Origin of the sequence: Colwellia psychrerythraea (genome assembly GCF_000764185.1) — a bacterium.
Classification (GTDB): Bacteria; Pseudomonadota; Gammaproteobacteria; order Enterobacterales; family Alteromonadaceae; genus Colwellia; species Colwellia psychrerythraea_B.
Genome location: NZ_JQEC01000002.1, coordinates 30094 through 51143, shown reverse-complemented (window position 1 = coordinate 51143; position 21050 = coordinate 30094). Strand labels below are relative to the sequence as shown.

Sequence of the window (21050 nt, the reverse complement as noted above, 5' to 3'; positions counted from 1 at the left end):
ACTCTGGATAATGAGTGCTTGATGTTTAAGTAAAAACAACAGTTTACGGTTATTAAAAATAAAATTTATCGGATTAAATAGCGATATACTCTATCAATTTTTAAATTTATTCGACTATCAAGGCCAAAGGTTTATGAATAACTAGTTATTTATCGACGTTTTAACGCTTAGGATTGGATAAAGGAGAATATTGAGTAAATGCTGCTTATCTAGAGTTCAGGTTATTTAATGCTATGACCTTGTGCTCTTACCAATATGTTATTAATATCCCTCATGAATACTCTCAGCTAAACGCCATCACCCTAAAAGTACTTTTTAATTATGGACTGACAATATAACGGTTGTTGACCTCATAATATAGATAGTGGTAGGGACGAAGTTAACTAAGGATCTTAAATGGCTTTAAAAGCTAACAGCGCAGCAATGCAAATTTTTGTCATGATTTGCGGTATATTATTTTCATTATTCAGTGGGTGGTTCCTATACAATATAGAAGAGAAAGCTATTGTTAGTGAATTTCAAAAAGATATTGATGAACGTGCTGCTTCATTATCTCGCGAAATAGAAATAAATATAGAGGCACTATATACCTTAGCAACTTTATTTAGCCAAGAATCAACCCCCGATTTTCATGCATTTACTACGCAAGCGAGAAAAACCTTAAACCGTCATAATGATATTCAAGCGTTAGAGTGGGTGCCACGTGTCCCTCATGCTCAAAGACAAGCTTTTGAAAATGAGTTAAGAAAAAGTTTTGCTGATTTTGAGTTTACTGAGCGAAAATCGCAAGGTTATATGACGGTCGCCCAGCAAAGAGCTGAATACTTTCCGGTTTACTATGTTGAGCCGTTAGTGGGCAATGAGACTGCGTTTGGTTTTGATTTAGCATCTAATGTTACCAGACGAGAGACGTTAGAGAAGTCCCGCGACAGTGCCAAAGCACAAGCCACAGCTAGCATTATGTTAGTGCAAGAGCACAGTAAGGAAAAAGCTTTTTTAGCTTTTTTACCTATATATAAAGGTCAGCCAAGTACTTTAGCTAAGCGTAAACAAAACCTACAGGGCTTTATTCTAGGGGTATATCGAATCGCTGATATATTTGCTAGCTCAACCCTGAATGATGAATTGTTGGGCTTAGCTATTGAAGTGGTTGATGATACTGAGCCAAGCAAGGTTGATTTACTTTATAGCCATAGTTCATCAACTGGCTTTACCATTAAGAAAGATATTAGCTATACAAAAGCACTGCCTGAAATTTTGGGACGAAAATGGAGCTTGATCGGCTCGCCCACACAAAGTTATATCTCGGTAAGGCGAAGTATATTACCTTTGTTTGTTTTAAGTGCCGGTATTATCTTTACCTTCTTTATCACTGTTTATATTCGTAGTATTACCAAACAAGCTTTTTTAGTGCAAAGTATTGTTATTGAAAAAACCAATGAACTGAATAAAGCTAATAAGAGATTAAAAAAGCTATCAAGAATTGATGGTTTAACAGGTATTGCCAATCGTCGCTTTATGGATGAGTTTTTAGATAGAGAATGGTTGCGAGCCATCAGACAAGAGTCATCGGTTTCCTTTTTGTTAATCGATATCGATTTTTTCAAAGCATACAATGATAATTATGGTCATCTGGCTGGTGACGAATGTTTGAAAAAGGTTGGTGCTTGTCTAAAAGAGCAGGTTAATCGTGCCGTTGATATGGTTGCCAGGTATGGTGGTGAAGAGTTCGCCTTTGTTTTACTTGATACGCATAATGTTGAACTAATTGCACAGCGCTGTCTAAAGTCCATTGAAGCATTAAACATTAAACATGAGTTTTCTCCGGTTGGACCTGTAGTCTCCATTAGTATTGGCTATTGCACGCTCATTCCGCAAAAAGGGAGTGATCCCAGTAGTCTTATTGCGGCCGCGGATGAAGCTTTATATAAAGCGAAAGAAAGAGGCCGGAATAATGCGCTTGCTAGTTTAACGGCTATATCAGCTCAGACCTTCAGTATATAACCCTTATTTCCTAAATGGATTTACTTTATTTCAAGTAAAAAAAACCGATAGCAAAGGCTATCGGTGAGTTAGCTATGAGGAAAGCTAGAATATTCAATTATTACAACAAGCGTCCGCATAAGGGAACGAAATAAGTGTAGAGTATATACTCTATACTTACAAGTGAAAGTGTAATTTTATTTCGTGTTTGTTTCTTTATTACATCGATTCGGGCGAAAATAATTGCCTTTTAAGCTTTTATTGTTAATTTATGATGTGATTAGTTTACTTAGATCAATAAAAATCGGGTAGTGTATTTGGTGATTTAGCATGCATACAGTAAACTATCGGCAATTATCGTTTTAATAATGTCTTAAGTGAAAATATCATGTCATCCACAGATCAAAACTCTCAAATCAGTGACTTACCGACAAGCCCGAAAACAGCAGATACTGATACTTCATCCGATAACTTAGCCGAAAGTAAAAGCACCACGCATTTTGGTTATAAAACCATAGAAAAAGACGATAAGATTTCTATGGTGGCAGGAGTTTTTCATTCGGTGGCAAAACAATATGATGTGATGAATGATTTAATGTCGTTTGGCATTCACCGCTTGTGGAAGCGGTTCACCATTGATGCCAGTGGCGTACGCCCTGGTAATAAGGTTCTAGATCTTGCTGGTGGTACTGGTGATTTAACCGCTAAGTTTTCACAGTTAGTCGGCCGTGAAGGTAAAGTTGTTTTAGCTGATATCAATAGCTCAATGTTAAATGTTGGTCGTGATAAATTACGCGATAAAGGTTTAGTACAAAATATAGAATATGTGCAAGCAAATGCTGAATATTTACCTTTTGAAGAGAATACTTTTGATATTGTCACAATCGCTTTTGGTTTACGCAATGTAACTGATAAAGATAAAGCATTACGTTCTATATATTCAGTTTTAAAACCAGGTGGCCGTTTATTAGTGTTAGAGTTTTCAAAGCCAGAACATGAGTTATTGAATAAAGCGTATGATTTTTATTCATTCAACATTCTACCTAAAATGGGTGAACTGGTAGCGAAAGATGGCGAAAGCTACAAATACTTAGCAGAATCTATTCGCATGCATCCTGACCAAGAAACCTTAAAAGTTATGATGGAAAACGCCGGCTTTGAACAAACCACTTTTAAAAACCTAACCGGTGGTGTAGTTGCTTTACATAAAGGTTATAAGTTTTAATCATGCAAGGCTCCAATAAGCAGGCATTAACACCTAATTCTACTAAATCGAGTGAGCAAGTTAGCACCCAATTGAGTACCTTATTTAGCGAAGGTCTATTATTACCACAAGCCGCTACGTCAGCCATTGAATTGATTATTAATAAAGCTTTGGCTTTAAATAACAATAAATCAACCTCATTTGCATCGATAAACCAAAAAACGCTAACGCTAAAGTTGGCAGAATTTTCATTTCCGCTATCTTTTACGGTAAATACTGTATCTAGTTCAACAAGTATCATTGTTAGAACGCATGTTGAGTCTAGTGACTGCACTATAACTACTAGCATTAACACGCTTAAAAAATTAAAAGCTAACCAGTCTCTGACGCAGTTAATCAAACAAGATGAATTGGATGTAAACGGTGATATCAAAATAGCACAACAATTTGCTAACATTGTTCAATCACTTGCAATAGACTGGCAATCAGAGTTAGCTAGGCACCTTGGTGATGTACCCACCCATAAGTTATTACAGTTTGGTAATAAAATTACTAAATCAATACTTGCTACAGGTAAGAAAATAGAAGCAGATATTGGCGATTACCTAGTACATGAAAAACGTCTTGTGGTGACAACTAGTCAAATAACTGCCTTTAATCAACAAGCAAAAGACATCGCCAATAAGGTCGATACCTTGTCTGCACGTATCGATAAACTCTTCTCAACTGTCGCTGACAAGTAGCTAAATTTTAGTTCACCATTCGACTAATTAATGCATAGGAAATAATAACCGCCGTGAGTAGCCAACGTCTTTATCAAATCGTTAAAACTTTCTTGAACTTTGGTTTAGACAAAATGGTGCCCGCAGAACTATTGCCTTGGTATGCAAAAGTTGGCAGGGCAAGTTTATTTTGGCTGAGAAATCAACATAAAGATAAAACCCAAGAGCAAAGATTTCGTTTAGCGATAGAAGCTTTAGGGCCAGTGTTTATTAAGTTTGGTCAAATGTTGTCTACTCGGCGTGATTTATTACCACCAGAATTAGCGGATGAATTAGCCTTATTGCAGGACAAAGTAACACCATTTGAAGGCGAAAAAGCCAAGCAACTTATTATTGCGGCCATGGGTGATGAAGTATTTGAGCAGCACTTTAAAGACTTTGATCTTACTCCATTAGCGTCTGCTTCTATCGCCCAAGTGCATACGGCAACATTACTGAGAGATGATGCAGAGAAAGATATCGTTATTAAGGTATTACGGCCCAATATAAGTAAAACCATATTGGCCGATATTAAAGTGATGTCATTATTTGCCGGCATTGTCGCGCGCTGGTTACCTGATGGAAAACGTTTACGCCCTAAAGAAGTGGTGGAAGAATATCGTAAAACTATTTTAGATGAATTGGATCTTAACCGTGAAGGCGCTAATGCTATCCAATTAAAACGTAATTTTGAACAAGGTAGTGAGTACGACAAAGCGCTTTACGTACCTGAAATTCATAGTGAGTATAGTTTTAAAAATGTTTTGGTAATGGAACGTATTTATGGCATCGGCGTTGGCGAAATAGATATTCTCAACCAGCAGGGTGTCAATATGAAACTACTGGCGGAACGTGGCGTGGAGGTGTTTTTCACTCAAGTGTTTCGTGATAGTTTCTTTCATGCGGATATGCATCCTGGTAATGTTTTTGTCGATGCTACTAACCCCGATGATCCAACATGGATAGCGATAGATTGCGGTATTGTTGGTACTTTGAATCGCGAAGATAAACGTTATTTAGCTGAAAACTTTGTTGCTTTTTTTAATCGTGATTATCGAAAAGTAGCACAGTTACATGTTGATTCCGGTTGGGTACCGGCGAATACCAGTGTCGATGAATTTGAGTTTGCTATTCGCACCGTATGTGAGCCTATTTTTAATAAACCACTGTCCGAAATATCTTTTGGTCAAGTATTGGTTAACTTATTTAATACTGCCCGCCGCTTTAATATGGAAGTACAACCGCAACTGGTGTTACTGCAAAAAACCTTATTATATATTGAAGGCTTGGGTCGCCAACTCTACCCTCAACTGGATTTATGGCAAACGGCGAAACCATTTTTAGAAAACTGGGTAAAAGAGCAAATGGGCGTGAAAGCTGTCTTTAGTAAAATTAAAGCTAACTTGCCTTTTTGGAATGAAAAGCTGCCTGAAATGCCAGACTTAGTATACGATTATTTGAAAACAAGTCGTGAAAACCAACATCAACAAACGCAGCTAATGCAAGCTATGTTGGCTAGCCAGAGTAAAAATAACCACAGGATTATTTCTAGTATTATTGTCGTAGGGGTTATCATTGCAGCGGCTATATTGTTAAGCCACTAGAACTCATGTCGAGTGGCTTTTTTGGGTAATATTAGAAAACTTATTTTTTCGCTTCTTTGGCTTTAGCAAGTTGGGCACGTAAACCGGCCATACCTTGTTTATTGGACTGCTCAACATGCTCGACAGTTTTTTTCTTCGCGGCGCCCAGTTCCCAATTTAAATCATCTTGTGGTAATTCATGTAAAAATCGACTAGCTTCAGTGCGAGAAAGCTCACCAAATTGTCTGCGCTCTCTGGCATAAGTAAATATTAACTCACGCTGTGCACGCGTAATACCTACATAAGCAAGACGACGTTCTTCTTCAACACTGCCTTCATCAATACTGGCTTGATGAGGTAATAAACCTTCTTCCATACCAATAAGAAATACATAAGGGAACTCGAGGCCTTTAGAAGCATGCAGGGTCATCAATTGTACTTGGTCGTTACTCTCTTCCTCTTCATTTCGCTCCATCATATCGCGCAAAGTTAATCGAGTGACAATTTCTGGCAAGGTCATCGGTTCTTGGTCATCACTGCCTTCGAGCATTTGTGTAATCCAGCTAAAAAGCTCAGTAACATTCTTCATGCGCATTTCGGCCGCTTTTGCACTAGGCGAGGTATCGTAAAGGAAGTCTTCGTAATTAATCTCGCGAATCATTGAGCGTAATACTGCGGCAGTATCACCGCGCTCAGCTTGATCGCTAATATCGACTACCCACCGAGTAAAGGCTTGCATCTTCATTAAGCTACGACCTGTTAAGGTTTGCTCTAAACCGAGCTCAAAACTGGCAGCAAACATACTAATTTGACGCATATTTGCGTAAGTGCCGACTTTTTCTAACGTAGCAGGACCTAACTCACGTTTAGGCACATTAACAATACGTAAAAAAGCATTATCATCATCAGGGTTAACCAATACTCGCAGGTAAGCCATGATGTCTTTGATTTCAGCGCGAGAGAAAAATGAAGTACCGCCACTTATTTTATAAGGGATACGGTTTTGCATTAGCGCTTTTTCAAGTAAACGTGATTGGTGGTTTCCACGATAAAGTACCGCGTAATCTTTATATTGGCTGCGATTCATAAAGCGATGACCAATCAGCTCACCAATAACACGTTCAATTTCATTTTCTTCATTTTTTGCTTGGATAACTTTTAGTTCAACGCCGTAGGCAAGCTCACTAAACAAGGCTTTATCGTAGATATGTGGGTTATTGGCAATGAGTACGTTGGCACACTTTAATATACGGCCACTGGAGCGGTAATTTTGTTCTAACTTAATCAACTTTAGGCTTGGATAATCCTTACCCAGTTGTACTAAATTTTCCGGTTTAGCACCACGCCAAGAATAAATGGACTGATCGTCATCACCTACAACGGTTAAACGTGCGCGTTCACCGGCAAGCTGTTTGACTAATTCATATTGACTGGCGTTGGTATCTTGGTATTCATCGACCAATAAATAGCGAATTTTGTTTTGCCAACGTGCTAGTACTTCTGGGTAATTTTTCAGTAACAGTGTTGGGATAAGGATCAGATCATCAAAGTCTAAAGCATTATAAGCTTTCATGTGTTTATGGTAGCGCTGATAAAATTCAGCACATTCAACGCTGTCAGCATCATTTGCAGATTTTATAGCGTCATCAGGCAAGAACAAATCATTTTTCCAATTTGAAATCTTACTCTGAAGTTTACTGAGTAAATCTTTATCACCATCGAGTTCATCTATGGTTAATTCTTTTAGTAAGGCTAGCGAGTCTTGATCATCAAATAAGGTAAAACCAGGTTTATAACCTAGGATTTTTATTTCACGGCGAACAATGTCAAGGCCTAGTGAGTGAAAGGTAGAAACGGTTAAACCACGGGTAAGATCTTTACCTAACATTTTTTGTATGCGCTCTTTCATTTCACGGGCGGCTTTATTGGTAAAGGTTACTGCAGCAATATTTCGTGCTTTGTAATCACATTTTTGAATGAGATAAGCGATTTTTTGACAAATAACCCCGGTTTTACCTGAGCCAGCGCCTGCCAGTACTAGACATGGGCCGCTCACAAATTTTACCGCTTCATTTTGTCCGGGATTTAGTTTCATTACTTTTTTAACTACTTTATTCGAATAAACTTTTGTGTGTTAGATTTTACCTGTTTTTAGTCAAGTGCAAAACAGTTACAATGATATCAAATGCAAATCGATGAGAAATTATTATGATCAATGCCAAAAAGATTGAAGAAATCGCCAAACAAGTAACTGATTCAATCCCGCCCAGCTTAAAAAATATGGCTAGTGATTTTGAAGATAAAGCTAAAACAGTTTTACAAAATAAACTAGCACAGCTTGATGTAGTAACACGTGAAGAGTTTGATGTACAAACACAAGTATTGATCAAAACACGCGCTAAATTAAGTGAACTTGAAGCAAAGCTAGCTGAGTTAGAAGAGAAAATATCAGCTAGTTCGTTATAAATTGAACTTCATTATTACCTTACCAAATCCTATTTACCTTATTACCAAGGACGAGATTATCCCATGTCATCTTCTAAAGTAGCCTTAACGTCAGGCCCCTCAAAAATTACCTGCTTCAAAGCTTACGATATTCGCGGAAAGTTAGGCGAACAGTTAAATACCGATGTTGCTTATCGCGTTGGCCGTGCTTTTTCTCAACATACTCAGGCAAAAAATGTCGTAGTGGGCGGGGATATCCGTTTGACTAGTGAAGAACTAAAGGCAGCTTTAGCACAAGGGTTAATGGACGGTGGTACTAATGTTATCGATTTAGGTTTAGCAGGTACAGAACATATTTATTTTGCCACTAGTCATTTAAAATGTGATGGCGGTATTGTGGTTACTGCAAGCCATAACCCTATCGATTACAATGGTATGAAGTTGGTTCGTGAAAATTCAAAACCTATCAGTGGTGATACCGGGCTGTTTGACATTCAAGCATTAGCCGAAAAAAACGATTTTTTTGATGTTGCAGTAAAAGGCACTTTAACAACCGTCGATATTACTAAACCTTATACGGAGCATTTGCTCACTTATATTGATAAAAAAAATATCACCCCGTTAAAATTAGTCGTCAATGCGGGCAATGGTACGGCAGGGCCAGCACTTGACGCTATCGAGGCTGCTTTTAATGTCTTAAATGTTCCTGTGGAATTTATCAAAGTACATCATCAGCCAGATGGTAGTTTTCCCAATGGTATTCCCAATCCCTTATTAGTAGAAAACCGTGCTGCGACACGTGATGCGGTAATTAAACATGGCGCTGATATGGGCATTGCTTGGGATGGCGATTTTGATCGTTGTTTCCTCTTCGATGAAAATGGCGAGTTTATTGAAGGCTATTATATTGTTGGTTTATTGGCCGATAATTTTTTAAGTAAAGTTGAGGGTAATAAGGCCGATGCAAAAGTTATTCATGATCCACGTTTAACTTGGAATACCATCGATATTGTCGAAAAATCCGGTGGCCAAGCAATTCAAAGTAAAACCGGTCACGCCTTTATCAAAGAACGCATGCGCAGTGAGGATGCGATTTATGGTGGAGAAATGAGTGCACATCACTATTTTCGCGACTTCTTTTACTGTGATAGCGGCATGATCCCGTGGTTATTAATCGCCGAGCTCGTTTGTTTACGTAAACAACCGTTATCAAGTTTAGTGAAAGAGCGGATTGCCGCGTACCCGTCATCAGGTGAAATTAACAATAAAATTACCGATCCTAAAGCGGCTATATCGCGTGTTTTCGACTTCTATCAAGAGCAAGCACAAGTGATTGATAAAACCGATGGTATTAGTATGGAATTTGGCAATTGGCGTTTTAATTTACGTAGCAGTAATACTGAGCCAGTGGTGCGTTTAAATGTTGAGTCTAAAGGCGATAAAGCTCTGATGCAGGAAAAAACAGAGCAAGTATTAGCTTTGTTGCTAGCTGAGTAGTCTGCTTTGATGGCTGAGCGCTTGATGACTGAGAGCAAACGATTCTCTTATGGTGAACTTGCATTGACTGACTTTGTTAATCAGTATCAAGGGACAATACCTAAGGTGAGGTTATTTGAGTTAACTTTGCCTTGGCTGACTGCTACTGAGCAGTTTATGCTGCCTGAAAATAGCCAAGTGATAGTGCATTGTTTATATCAAAAACTTGAAGGACAAACGTCGGTATTAGCTATTGCTTGGCCTCTGGTGCATATTGTTAAGGGAAAATCTTCTAAAACAGAAATTATTTCGCTCACTAGTTTTTATTCATCAATTGCTGAACCAATATTCTTCATGCCTGCCACTAAAGAAAACCTGCATCAATTATTCTCCTCTATAGATCAGAATTGTCAGTGGACAAGTATGCAACTTGGCGCTTTTGAAGAAGGCATGGTTAGCCAGGTAATAATTGAGTATTTCCGCTATCAAAAAATATTTTCTCAAACGGACAATATTTACCAAGAAGACATAGCTGACTTTGCCAGTTACTATCAACAGAGGCCAAGCCAGTTACGCAATACAATCAGAAGGCGTGAGAAAAAACTTGCTAAAGCACATCAGTACCGCATTGAAATAATTACCCGTATTGATGAATTCAGCTCTGCACTTATTGCTTATAAAGATATTTACCAGCATAGCTGGAAAGGTGATGAATTTAGTTTCGATTTTATCGAACAGGTTTGTTTAGCAGCCTTAGCTGAAAATAAGTTACGCTTTGGGCTTTTGTATGTGGATGATGAGCCAGCGGCAGTGCAGTTGTGGTTTTTACAATCGACTTATGATGTTAGGAGTCTACAAGAGAATAGCGAGGTTCAGAATAATAGCAGACAGCTACAAACAACCGCATCAATTTTTAAACTGGCTTATACACCAAAATATCAAGAATACTCTGTTGGCTCTATTCTATCTTTAGCTTTGTCTGAGTTTGTTATCAGTCAAGACAAAGTCAGCAGTATTGAATTTGGTATGGGATCGGAACCCTATAAAAAAGATTGGTTAACCGAGAAAAGAACACGGCAAAGTTTTCAGGTTTTTAATCCTAATAGTATTTATGGTAAGTTAGTTATTATTCGACATATTTTAATACCACGTTTAGTGACTTTATTAACAGGAAAAATAAGTAAGCAATGACTTCAGCACATACTACCGAACAAATAAGCGAGACAACAACCGAGCAATTAATAAAGTTACTTGTTGCGATTATGCCTAATTATGATGATACTTTTTGGAACGCAGATACTGAATTATTTGGCGCTATTGCGGAATTTGATTCCATGGCGTTAGTCACTTTGATTGGTGAAATAGAAGAGCATTTTGATATAGCCCTTGACGATGATGATATCAGCGCAGAGAACTTTGCCTCGGTTAGCAGTTTAACCGAACTAGTACTTGAACGTAGTTAAAAAGTTTTGACTAAGGTATCAACTCAGGTCGAATTTTATCAAGGCGCTAAAGGTCCATTATGTCGGATTATTAGAACGCCAGAGCAAATACTTGCGCAATTATTATTTATTCCTCCATTGTTTGAACAAGCCAACCAAACTCGGCACCATACTACCCGTTCAGCCATCAATGCTTATCATCAAGGTATAAAAACTATTGTTTTTGACCACTATGGCACAGGTGATAGTGCCGGTGAGTTGATTGATGCTAACTTGGCTTTGTGGCAGCAAGACATACTTCAGCAATTAACAGATATTAAAGCGAGTTCCACTTTAGGGATTTATCTATCATTACCCTTGTCTGCAGTATTATTATTATCGGATGAAATATTGAAACAAGTTGATGGGGTAATGCTGTTACAGCCTGACTTTAATGGCAAACGTTTTGTCCTGCAGTTTAAACGTCTAGCGCTAGCTGCTCAGCTAACTAAAAACAATAAGGTCCAAAACGATCAGTCTATACACTCTCAAGCAAACCAGCAAAAAATTATTGAGATTGCTGGTTATCAAATGCATGCAGATTTATTAGAAGAAATAGTTGGGCAGAGTCTGAGTAAACTAGCTGACTTTAATGGTTGTTGCTATTGGTTTGAATGGCAAGCAGCATCTGAAGAGTTGAGTCCAGGCAGAGTTAAACAGCAACAAGCACTAACTAAAAAAAATAGTGGATTGTCGATAAAAAAAGTTGATGATGGCAAGTTTTGGCAAGCATCAGAATTACAAATAGCTGATTCGTATTTAAGACAAGAGCAGGTTATTTTTTCACAAATAGTTTTTTCACCTGTGCACTCATCTAAAAGTGAAATCAGCTGATGATTGAGCAAGGGGTTATTTTTAATAGTAATGGAAAACAGTTAATTGCTATAGAACATTTACCTATGGTTGAAGCTTTGCCAAGTGATAAAACACAAGCTAAAAAAGGTTTGATCATCGTTGTAGGCGGCCCACAAACGCGTGTTGGTAGTCACCGGCTGTTTGTTTATTTAGCAAGAGCCCTAGCAAAGCGGGGGATTACCGTATTTCGCTTTGATTATACTGGAGCTGGTGATAGTGAGGGGGAGATTAGCCCTTTTACTAACGTTAAAAATGACATTAGTGCTGCTATTGATACCTTTAAACAACGCCATGATGATATTACTGATTTGGCTTTATGGGGATTATGTGATGCAGCATCAGCTATTTTACTTTACCTCAATGAAACTGCCCAGCAAGATAAAATAAAGCATTTATTTTTGGTGAACCCCTGGGTAAGGCAGACACATACAGCTGCCAAAACTTACCTACGATCCTATTATATTAAACGTATTGTGAGTAAAGATTTTTGGCATAAACTATTGTCAGGCAAGGTTAAAGGGAAGATGGCATTTGGTGAAATTAAAAGTTTTCATAAGCAGAGTCAAGTCAGTCAAAATACTAACACGGCGGACAACTTCGTAACACAAATGCTACAGGGGTTAGATGAGTTTACCGGAAAATGTAATATCATGCTCAGTGGTAATGATTTAACCGCAGATGAATTTAAGTTATTAGTTAAAAGTAATAAGCATTGGCGTGATATAACGGCTAGAGATACTATTGATGTGCAAACAATTAGTCAGACAGATCATACTTTTTCTCAACGAGATAAGCAGAATCAGCTGGTTAAATTAGTCTGTAGGGCTTTAGTCAAATAAAAAAGTTAATAGATCGTTAAGGAATTTTCTTAACTGCTGTTACTTGCATCAATAAAATGCTTTACAATTGCACAATAAAATAAGTATTCACCCTCTTAATCAATAAAGCTAAATTAATAACGCTAATTAAGAAACATAAGGAAGAAAAATGAAAATAGGGATTATCGTTGGCACTCGCCCAGAAATAATCAAAATGGCACCCGTTATCCGTGAATGTAAAAAACGTGGTATTGCCTATTTTATTATCCATTCAAATCAGCATTATTCGCAAGAGATGGATAGTATTTTCTTCAAAGAATTAGAGCTACCAGCGCCAGATTATAATTTGGGTGTTGGCTCGGGTTTACATAGCAATCAAACGGGTAATATTTTGATTGAAATGGAACCCATTTTGTTACAAGAAAAGCCTGATGTGGTTTTAGTACAAGGCGATACTAATACGGTATTAGCGGGTGCACTAGCTGCATCTAAGTTAGACATTAAGGTAGGTCATATTGAAGCCGGTTTACGTAGTTATGATCGCAGCATGCCAGAGGAAACTAACCGTATACTTACGGATCACATGAGTGAGTACTTATTTGCCGTAGGTCCAAATCAACATGCTATTTTGGCGAAAGAAGGAATTGATGGTGATAAAATTTTTACTGTTGGTAATACTGTTTCCGATTCTTTATTTCAGCATTTAGATATTTCAGCCAGCACTAGTAGTATTTTGGCTGATTTAGGTGTCTCTTCAGGTGAGTTTTTCTTAGTTACCGCTCATCGAGCTTCGAATGTTGATGTTATGGCGAATTTATTAGAGTTATTAGCATTATTTGATAAGTTACATGACAAATACAGTCAAACAATTGTTTGGCCAATCCACCCAAGAACTCAAGCTAAATTGAAAGAGTTTTCTATTGAATTACCAAGTTACTTAAAACTAACTCCACCTGTTGGTTACCTAGACTTCATTCAATTACAAAAACACGCGCAATTGATTTTAACTGATTCAGGTGGCATTCAAGAGGAAGCTTGTTTATTAGGCGTACCTTGTATTACCCTACGTGAAAATACTGAACGACCAGAATCTATTGAAGTGGGTGCTAACGTATTAGTTGGCCGTGATGCTGATAAAGCTTTGGCCGCAGCAGAGAAGTGGCTTGCCAGTGATGTGGATAGCTTTAATTGGGATAATCCTTTTGGTGATGGTCATGTTGCTGAAACTATTCTCGATATTATTACTAATTCAGTACCAAGTACCCTTGATGCGGAAATTATAGCTAAGAACGAAACTTTAAGTGTTATCGGTATGGGCTATATGGGTTTACCTATTGCCAGTTTATTAGCTGAAGCTGGTTACAAGGTGACAGGTGTTGATTTAAATAGCGATAAAGTGGCGGCCATTAATAAAGCGGAATGTCCGTTTGATGAAGCTGGTTTGCCAGAGCTTATTACCAAGGTGGTTTCACAGGGGTTCTTAATCGCTAGTACTGAAATCCCTTCAAGTGAAACTTACTTAGTAGCGGTGCCGACTCCGCACAAAAATAATAGCTGTGATCGTAGTTATGTATTTAGTGCAGTTGATGCTATTGCTAAAGTGGCTAAAAACGGCCAAACGGTTATTATTGAGTCAACAATTTCGCCGCAAACTAGTTTAGCGGTAGCACAACGTTTCACGGATGCTGGTTTAACTATTGATGTTGTTCACTGTCCAGAACGTGCTATTCCGGGACAAACCTTACATGAGCTTGTACACAACGATAGGATCATAGGTGCAGCGAACTCCATTGCACAGCAAAAAGTTAAAACGGTTTACCAAAGTTTTGTTAAAGGTGAAGTATTTTTAACAGACTTAACTACTGCAGAGTGCATTAAATTAGTTGAAAATACCTCGCGTGATGTGGGCATTGCTTTTGCTAATGAATTATCACAAATTTGTGCAGAGCTTGAAGTTGATGTTTATGAAGTTATTCGTTTAGCTAACCGTCATCCAAGAGTGAATGTATTAACGCCAGGACCAGGAGTAGGTGGACACTGTATTCCAATTGACCCTTGGTTCTTAGTTGAAAATACTACGGCTGGCGAATTTGTTCGTTTAGCACGTACTATAAATGATAAACGTCCAAGCATTGTTGCCGAGCAAGCACTAGCATTATTAGGCGATACTAAAGGTGGCTTAGTGGGTAAAAAAGTAGGTATTCTTGGTGTCGCATACAAAGCCAATGTTGATGATTGTCGAGAATCCCCTGCTGATGCCATTCTTGAGCATTTTAACAAAGCGGGTGTTGAAGTAAATTACCATGATCCATTTGTGCCAAACTGGCATTGTGCAGGCCAAGAAACTATTAGCGATATTGATAATTGGGCAGATGTACTTATCTTAGTGACAGATCACGAATGTTATAACAACTTGAGTGTATCGACTCAGCTGCTCAATACCAGAGCTTAAAAATAAAGCCCATTAGCTTAATTGTTAATGGGCTTTATTGTTTGTTAGTTTTAAGGCTAAATTGCTAATGCAGTACTTTACAGTACTCGTTCAATAATAATGATAACAGCAACAGGAAATTCGACATGAAATTTGTAAAAGCCTCTCTATGTTTAAGCATCGCTCTAGCGGTAACAGCCTGTAGTGAACAGGTCTCTGTTGAATCTCATTTGGCCAATGCTAAAAGTTATCTAAATGAAAATAAAGTCAACGAAAGCATTATAGAACTGAAAAACGCAATTAGAGGCGATAACAAAAATGCGGAAGCTCGGTTTTTATTAGGTCGTACTTATTTAAATTTAGGTGACGGAGTTTCGGCAGTTAAAGAACTAGAACGAGCACACCAACTTGATTATGCTGCAAATAAAGTTATCCCTTTGCTTGCTAGAGCATATACATTAACTGATAGTGATGCTGATGTTTTAGCATTAAGTGATAAAGCAGCAAAACTTGCCAATGAAGAACAAAGTCATTATTTAGCTTATAAAACGTTAGCCTCACTGCGAAGTGAGGAAGTTGACATTGCTAAAGAAAGTGCTTCATTAGCAGAGACTCTTAGCAAACAAAGTTTATATAGTATGCTGGCTTTGGCCTACCTGCAGTTATCAGAAAATAATTATGATGAAGTTAAAACACTCATTTTGCGTGTTTTAACCATAGATGCACAACAGGTCGATGCAATTATGTTGCAAGGTCAGGTCTCTATGGTGACTAAAGATTATGACCAAGCTGCATTGAGTTTTAAGCAATACTTAAATTTACAGCCTCGTTCTGGCATCGTGCAATTATTATTAGCAGATGCATTTCTTAAATCTGAACAATATGAGCAGGCCGAAAAGCTTGCCGATGGCATATTGAAAAGAATTCCTAACCAACCTTTCGCACATTATATTAAAGCTATGGTGGCATTTAATGGTAAAGCGTTTGATAAGGCTAGTGAACATGCAGAAATGGCATTGTCGGCAAACTTTAATCAATTTAATTTAAAGTTAGTAGCAGGGGCTAGTGCATTTTATATAAAAAACTGGCAGCAGAGTCACCATCATTTAACTTCGGTTGTTAAATACTTACCCAAAGATCATCAGGCTAGACGTATGTTAGCTGTTACTCAATTAGAGCTTGGCTTAATTGATGAAATAAGTGCAACCGTTGGTGATTTTGAGGCAAACCAAGGTGGAGATGCTCAATTTATGACCTCGTTGAGTTATAAATTATTAGAGTTAGGCGCAACGAGTGAAGCAAGAAAATTACTCGTGCAAAATGAGAGTACCACCCTAAAGGATGCTGGTGAGAATGCTAGACAAGGTATTTTAAAGTTGATGATGAATGATCCATCAGGTATTCAAAATTTACAAGATGCGGTTAAGTTAGATCCTAAATTTATTGAGGCTGAATTAGCATTAGCTTATGCCGCCCTACAGGGTAATGACATTAAAAAAGCCCACGAAATAGCGACTAAATGGCGGCAGGAGTACCCTGAAAAAGCCGGCGGGTATAACTTAATAGCGAGCATTGCCATTAAAGAGAAAAAATATGAAGACGCTGAGCAGGCATTAGAACAAAGCTTAACCATAGAACCTGATAATCTCTTTGCACTGACAGAACAGCTAAGAATAGCTCGCCAACAAAAAAACGAAGTGTTGAGTAAACAACGAGTTGACTATTTAATTGCATTGGCGCCGAGCAATAATAAAGTTTTGAGACATTACTTTGGTGTGTACCGAAATGAAATGGCGCTGGGTACCCTACAGGCTGCCTACCAGCTAGATAAAAGTGATATTAAAAAAGCCATATTAGTTGCCGAAGCTATGGTGAGCTTAGGACAGTACAAACAGGCTGATAATTTGCTTATTTCCTTAGCTGAGACACCTAAACTACCAAAACGTTATTGGCAATTGCTTGCGTTTAGCTACAAGAAACAAAATGATAATAAGAAAGTTAAATCATTATTAGAAAGTTGGTTAAAGGCAAGTCCATATCATATAGAGCCGGTAGTGTTATTGGCAGATTTACATGCCAGCAATGGTAATAATGAGCGCGCGTTAAATGTAGTGCAACGTGGTTTGGATTATCATAAAGATAATTTAATACTACAGTTGGTTAAAATGCAATTACTGCTTAATAGCAAGCAAATAACTCCGGCTAAAACTCTTTATAAAATTTTAGCGGTTAGCAATATCAATGATGCTTTAAAGCAGGGTTTTTTGGGCAGAATTTTCTTATTAGAAGAAAACTATGTGCAAGCTATACCAAAGTTAAATCAGTTATACCAAGTATACCCGAGCAGTCAAAATGTGGTGTATGCAGTGGCTGCTTATATGGGTAATAAAGAGGAAGCAAAAGCCGTTAAAATGCTAGAGCATTATTTAACCATTAACCCAAATGAAAACCGAATTAAAACTATGCTGGCGGGCCTTCATTTAGAAAGTGATACCAATAAAGCCATTATTGTGTATGAAGACATTGTTATAAAGCAACCAAAAAACATTATCGCGCATAATAATTTAGCCTGGTTGTATCTAGAGCAGAATAAAGTGGATAAAGCCTTAATGCACGCTAAAGAAGCTTTTGCATTAGCGCCTCATATTCCCAACATAGCGGATACTTATGGTAAAGTGTTGCTCAACTCTGGTGATAAAAGAGGGGCATTAAAATATGCTAATATCGCTTTTGATTTGGCTAAAGGTCAGGATGTTGATATCCAGCTTAATTATGTTGAAGCACTGATTGCGAATAGTCGAGTCAATGAAGCAAAAGACTTATTAAGCAAAACCACCCCACAAACAGATGAACAAATTAAGAAAAAATCTGAGTTACAAGCACAATTATAATTCTTTAGGTTAGATATAAAACGACTGCTTTTGCAGTCGTTTTCGTTTTGTAATGTTTGCTAAGTTTAGCCGATAGAAGCGCTTAATAGTTATATAACAATAAAGCAGAAGTCTCAAATTTCATTAAAGGATTTATCATGAATAAAATAATACTAACATCTGCTATAACGTTAGCACTTAACTTAACGGCTTGTAGTGAGCAAAAAACGCCAGAGCAATTAGTTGCTAGTGCCAATCAATATAGCCAACAAGGAAAGTTAGCTAATGCAATAATAGATTATAAAAATGCGGTTCGATTAGATTCTAAAAATGCAGATGCTCGCTTGGGTTTAGGTACAGCATATCTCAAACAGGGTAATTATATTAGTGCAGAAAAAGAGTTAGACCGTGCAGTAGAGCTTGGCGCCGAACATGCTCAAACCGCAATGCTTTTAGCACAGGTAAAATCTCGTCTCAATAAACCTAAGAAGGTTGAGCAGTTAGTTGCATTAAGTGGCGAACTTAATGACGAGATCTACCAAACCTTGCTAAGTTATGCTGGCATTAGTACGCTTGCAAATAGTGAAATATCTAAAGCGCAAGATTATTTTGCTCAAGCTGCTGCGATTAATCCTACTTTACCTTTTAGTCAGTTATCTCAAGCTTATCTTTTGTATATTGAAAGAAACTTTACACAAGCTCTACAAGTGAATACTCGTTTGTTGACCGAGCACAGTGATTTTTCAGAAGCCTCGTTATTGCAAGGGTATTTACATTTTGCCCTGAGTAATTATGAGCAAGCAAATACTGCGTTTACTGATTATTTAACGGCTTACCCACTTGATTATAATATCAAGTTTTTTCAGGTTAATACCTTAATTAAGGCAGGGGAATTCGAGCAGGCAAGTAAGGTAAATGATGGCTTATTAAAGGTTTTTAAAAATTCAGCACTTGCCTTGCAATATAAAGCTCAAATTGAATACCAACATGGTAACTATATTGAAGCGAGGGAGCTTGCTAGTCAAGCGCTTGGCTTGGATGAAAGTTATGTTATTGCTAAGATGATTGCTGGCATTAGCTCTTATAAACTTGATGAAATGGAGCAAGCGTATGACTATTTGATCGGATTAGAGAGTATGTTACCCGCAACACATCCTATCAACGTAATTTTGTTATCAATAAAAATAAAACTGGGTCACACCGATGATATTTCTTCATCTGTAGCTAAATTAAATGCAATAAAAAATAGCGATAGTGATGCGGACTTATTACAAATCACCAGTTCTGAGTTAATGAAAGCAGGAGATTTTGCTAGCGCGCAATCGCTGTTAAATAAAGCGACACAGGTCTCACCTCGTAATGCAAATATACAAGTTCAACGTGGTGCACTGCTATTAAGTCAGCGAGACTTATCAGGGGTTAAGTCGTTAGAACATGCACTTAGTATTGATCCTAGTCTGCACGATACAGAGTTCGCCTTGGCACGCCAGTATATTAATGGCAGTGAAATCGTTAAAGCACAAGCTATTGCAAACAAGTGGTTAATGTCAGAAAGTTATCAAGTGTCGGGAAATATCTTAAGTGGTCTTATTGCTATGCAGTTGGAAAAGGTGGCTGAAGCTAAAGGGTACTTTCAACAAGCGCTGAGGTTAGAACCTGACAGTATTAGCGCGCTATATAATTTAGCATCGGTTGCCGCTTATAATAAGGAAATGAGCAAGGCAATTTCTGGCTTCAAACAAGTTATCGAACGTAATCCCAATCATCATAACGCTATTCGTCGATATAGTGTATTACAAGCAAGAGAGGATAAGGCTACCCAAGCCATTTCATTCTTAAGTGCATTAAATGATCAAAGTAAACTTAACGACAAAGTGGTTCATAAAAATCTTGTTATCGGTTTAGCTCAAAATTTACGCATTAGCGGTCAAATAGCTGAAGCTATTGAGTTATTAGAGTCAATTAAGCTCGAGAAAAATTTACCAGCTCGTTATTGGTCCGTATTAGCTGAGAGCTATCAGCAGGGGCGTCAGTTTGAAGAGGCGTTATCAACTTATGACCAAGCTATCAAAGTTCAACCTAGAAGTTATATTATTCGAGTTGGATATATAAGTGTGTTAGATAAATTGAAACAATACCCACAAGCGTTAACAATGACTAGAGTTGCCAATATCGATTTTCCTCATGATAGTAACTTGATGATAATGTTGGCTTACCTTGAGCTAGCTAATAATAATATTCAGGCGGCAAAACAGCAATTACAAGTACTTGAGGCTAATGGTATCAGTAACTATTTAGTCATGGCGACAAAGGCAAAAGCCGCGATGCAAGAGAAAGCATACCCTCAAGCAATTGAGCTATATAGCGATATCTATCAACAAACACCTAGAAGTGGTAATGCCATTAACTTAGCGAGAGCATTACAATTTGCTAAGCAAGGCAGTGAGGCTGAGACTGTACTTGAACAGTACCTTGTTAATGAATCGAGTGATAATAGAGTGAGAATGCTCCTTGCGGAGCTTTATGGTTTTAACAATATCGACAATAGCAACTCAGCTAAAATTATTAAAACTTATGAAGAGGTTGTTGCCGCACAACCCAATAATGTTCCCGCATTAAATAACCTTGCTTGGCAGCAATACCAGAGTAGTGACTTGAATAACGCGCAGCTCAACATAGAAAAAGCACTTACTTTAGCCCCAGATAACAATTCTATATTGGAAAGTTATGGCGTAATTTTAGTCGCTAACAAACGTTATATACAAGGTATCGAGGTACTTAATAAAGTTATAAATAAAGGCTCAAAAGATGTTAGTGCTAAAGTCAGTTTGGCTGAAGCCTATATTGCTGTGAATAGCCCAGAACAAGCTAAAGTCATCCTCACGGGCTTAAGTGCACATGATAGTAAACTAAATGTGAAGATTGCTAAATTAAGACAACAAGTAGATAAGTCACAATAGAGTTAGAATGTTGAATAATAACTGTCAGTAAATTTTACAATCTGTTATTTGATTGTTAACCGCATAAAGTATGCCATACGTTAAGTGTTGTTTTATAACGAAAATAAATAAAAACTTAAACTTGGCACAACAAATGCTTATTACGGTTAGAATTTTAAAACTATACTGAACATCTAAAAGGAT

14 protein-coding genes are annotated in these 21050 nt (G+C 37.6%); 13 read left to right on the top strand and 1 reads right to left on the bottom strand.

Translation table 11 applies throughout. From position 1 onward, the window contains the following. Positions 1-396 precede the first annotated feature (396 nt). From GAB14E_RS21925 to ubiB, 4 genes are all read left to right on the top strand, one after another. A complete protein-coding gene (locus GAB14E_RS21925; protein WP_052093328.1) occupies positions 397-2004 on the top strand; it encodes a CHASE domain-containing protein in 1608 nt (535 codons plus the stop codon). 367 nt (positions 2005-2371) lie between these two features. Beyond that, positions 2372-3208 carry a bifunctional demethylmenaquinone methyltransferase/2-methoxy-6-polyprenyl-1,4-benzoquinol methylase UbiE gene (gene ubiE, locus GAB14E_RS21930; RefSeq protein WP_197061129.1) on the top strand — a complete coding sequence of 279 codons (837 nt, stop codon included), beginning with the start codon at positions 2372-2374 and terminating at the stop codon, positions 3206-3208. A gap of 2 nt (positions 3209-3210) precedes the next feature. Further along, positions 3211-3930, top strand: a complete 720-nt coding sequence (locus GAB14E_RS21935; protein ID WP_033080250.1) for a ubiquinone biosynthesis accessory factor UbiJ — start codon at positions 3211-3213, stop codon at positions 3928-3930. A 53-nt stretch (positions 3931-3983) separates the two neighbouring features. After that, complete coding sequence (gene ubiB, locus GAB14E_RS21940) at positions 3984-5552, top strand: ubiquinone biosynthesis regulatory protein kinase UbiB (RefSeq protein ID WP_033080249.1); 1569 nt, start codon at positions 3984-3986, stop codon at positions 5550-5552. A 40-nt stretch (positions 5553-5592) separates the two neighbouring features. Here ubiB and rep read toward each other — a convergent pair whose 3' ends face one another. Further along, entirely contained in the window at positions 5593-7626 is a 2034-nt protein-coding gene (gene rep / locus GAB14E_RS21945; RefSeq protein WP_033080248.1) for a DNA helicase Rep, read from the bottom strand. 113 nt (positions 7627-7739) lie between these two features. Here rep and ubiK point away from each other — a divergent pair, with 113 nt between their 5' ends. The 9 genes from ubiK to prsT (GAB14E_RS21990) all read left to right on the top strand — a co-directional run bounded on the left by ubiK (position 7740) and on the right by prsT (GAB14E_RS21990) (position 20867). Continuing rightward, entirely contained in the window at positions 7740-7997 is a 258-nt protein-coding gene (gene ubiK / locus GAB14E_RS21950; protein ID WP_033080247.1) for a ubiquinone biosynthesis accessory factor UbiK, read from the top strand. Positions 7998-8060: 63 nt separating this feature from the next. Next, positions 8061-9473: a phosphohexomutase domain-containing protein gene (locus GAB14E_RS21955; protein ID WP_052093327.1), complete on the top strand. Its 1413-nt coding sequence runs from the start codon at positions 8061-8063 to the stop codon at positions 9471-9473. 24 nt (positions 9474-9497) lie between these two features. After that, positions 9498-10643, top strand: coding sequence for a GNAT family N-acetyltransferase (locus GAB14E_RS21960; RefSeq protein ID WP_197061128.1), 1146 nt, complete (start codon positions 9498-9500; stop codon positions 10641-10643). Continuing rightward, a complete protein-coding gene (locus tag GAB14E_RS21965) occupies positions 10640-10915 on the top strand; it encodes an acyl carrier protein (protein ID WP_052093325.1) in 276 nt (91 codons plus the stop codon). Before GAB14E_RS21960 ends, GAB14E_RS21965 begins: the two co-directional genes overlap by 4 nt. A 6-nt stretch (positions 10916-10921) precedes the next feature. Further along, the gene (locus tag GAB14E_RS21970) at positions 10922-11767 is read left to right on the top strand and encodes a hydrolase 2, exosortase A system-associated (RefSeq protein ID WP_033080245.1); all 846 of its coding nucleotides are present in this window, start codon (positions 10922-10924) and stop codon (positions 11765-11767) included. Beyond that, the gene (locus GAB14E_RS21975) at positions 11767-12627 is read left to right on the top strand and encodes a hydrolase 1, exosortase A system-associated (RefSeq protein ID WP_033080244.1); all 861 of its coding nucleotides are present in this window, start codon (positions 11767-11769) and stop codon (positions 12625-12627) included. The genes GAB14E_RS21970 and GAB14E_RS21975 overlap by 1 nt, the downstream gene beginning before the upstream one ends. 148 nt (positions 12628-12775) lie before the next feature. Further along, positions 12776-15058 (top strand): non-hydrolyzing UDP-N-acetylglucosamine 2-epimerase, encoded by a 2283-nt coding sequence (wecB, locus tag GAB14E_RS21980; RefSeq protein ID WP_033080243.1) that lies wholly within the window; start codon positions 12776-12778, stop codon positions 15056-15058. 125 nt (positions 15059-15183) lie between these two features. After that, positions 15184-17928 (top strand): XrtA/PEP-CTERM system TPR-repeat protein PrsT, encoded by a 2745-nt coding sequence (gene prsT, locus GAB14E_RS21985; protein ID WP_033080242.1) that lies wholly within the window; start codon positions 15184-15186, stop codon positions 17926-17928. Positions 17929-18065: 137 nt separating this feature from the next. Then, complete coding sequence (prsT, locus tag GAB14E_RS21990; RefSeq protein WP_033080241.1) at positions 18066-20867, top strand: XrtA/PEP-CTERM system TPR-repeat protein PrsT; 2802 nt, start codon at positions 18066-18068, stop codon at positions 20865-20867. Positions 20868-21050 lie beyond the last annotated feature (183 nt).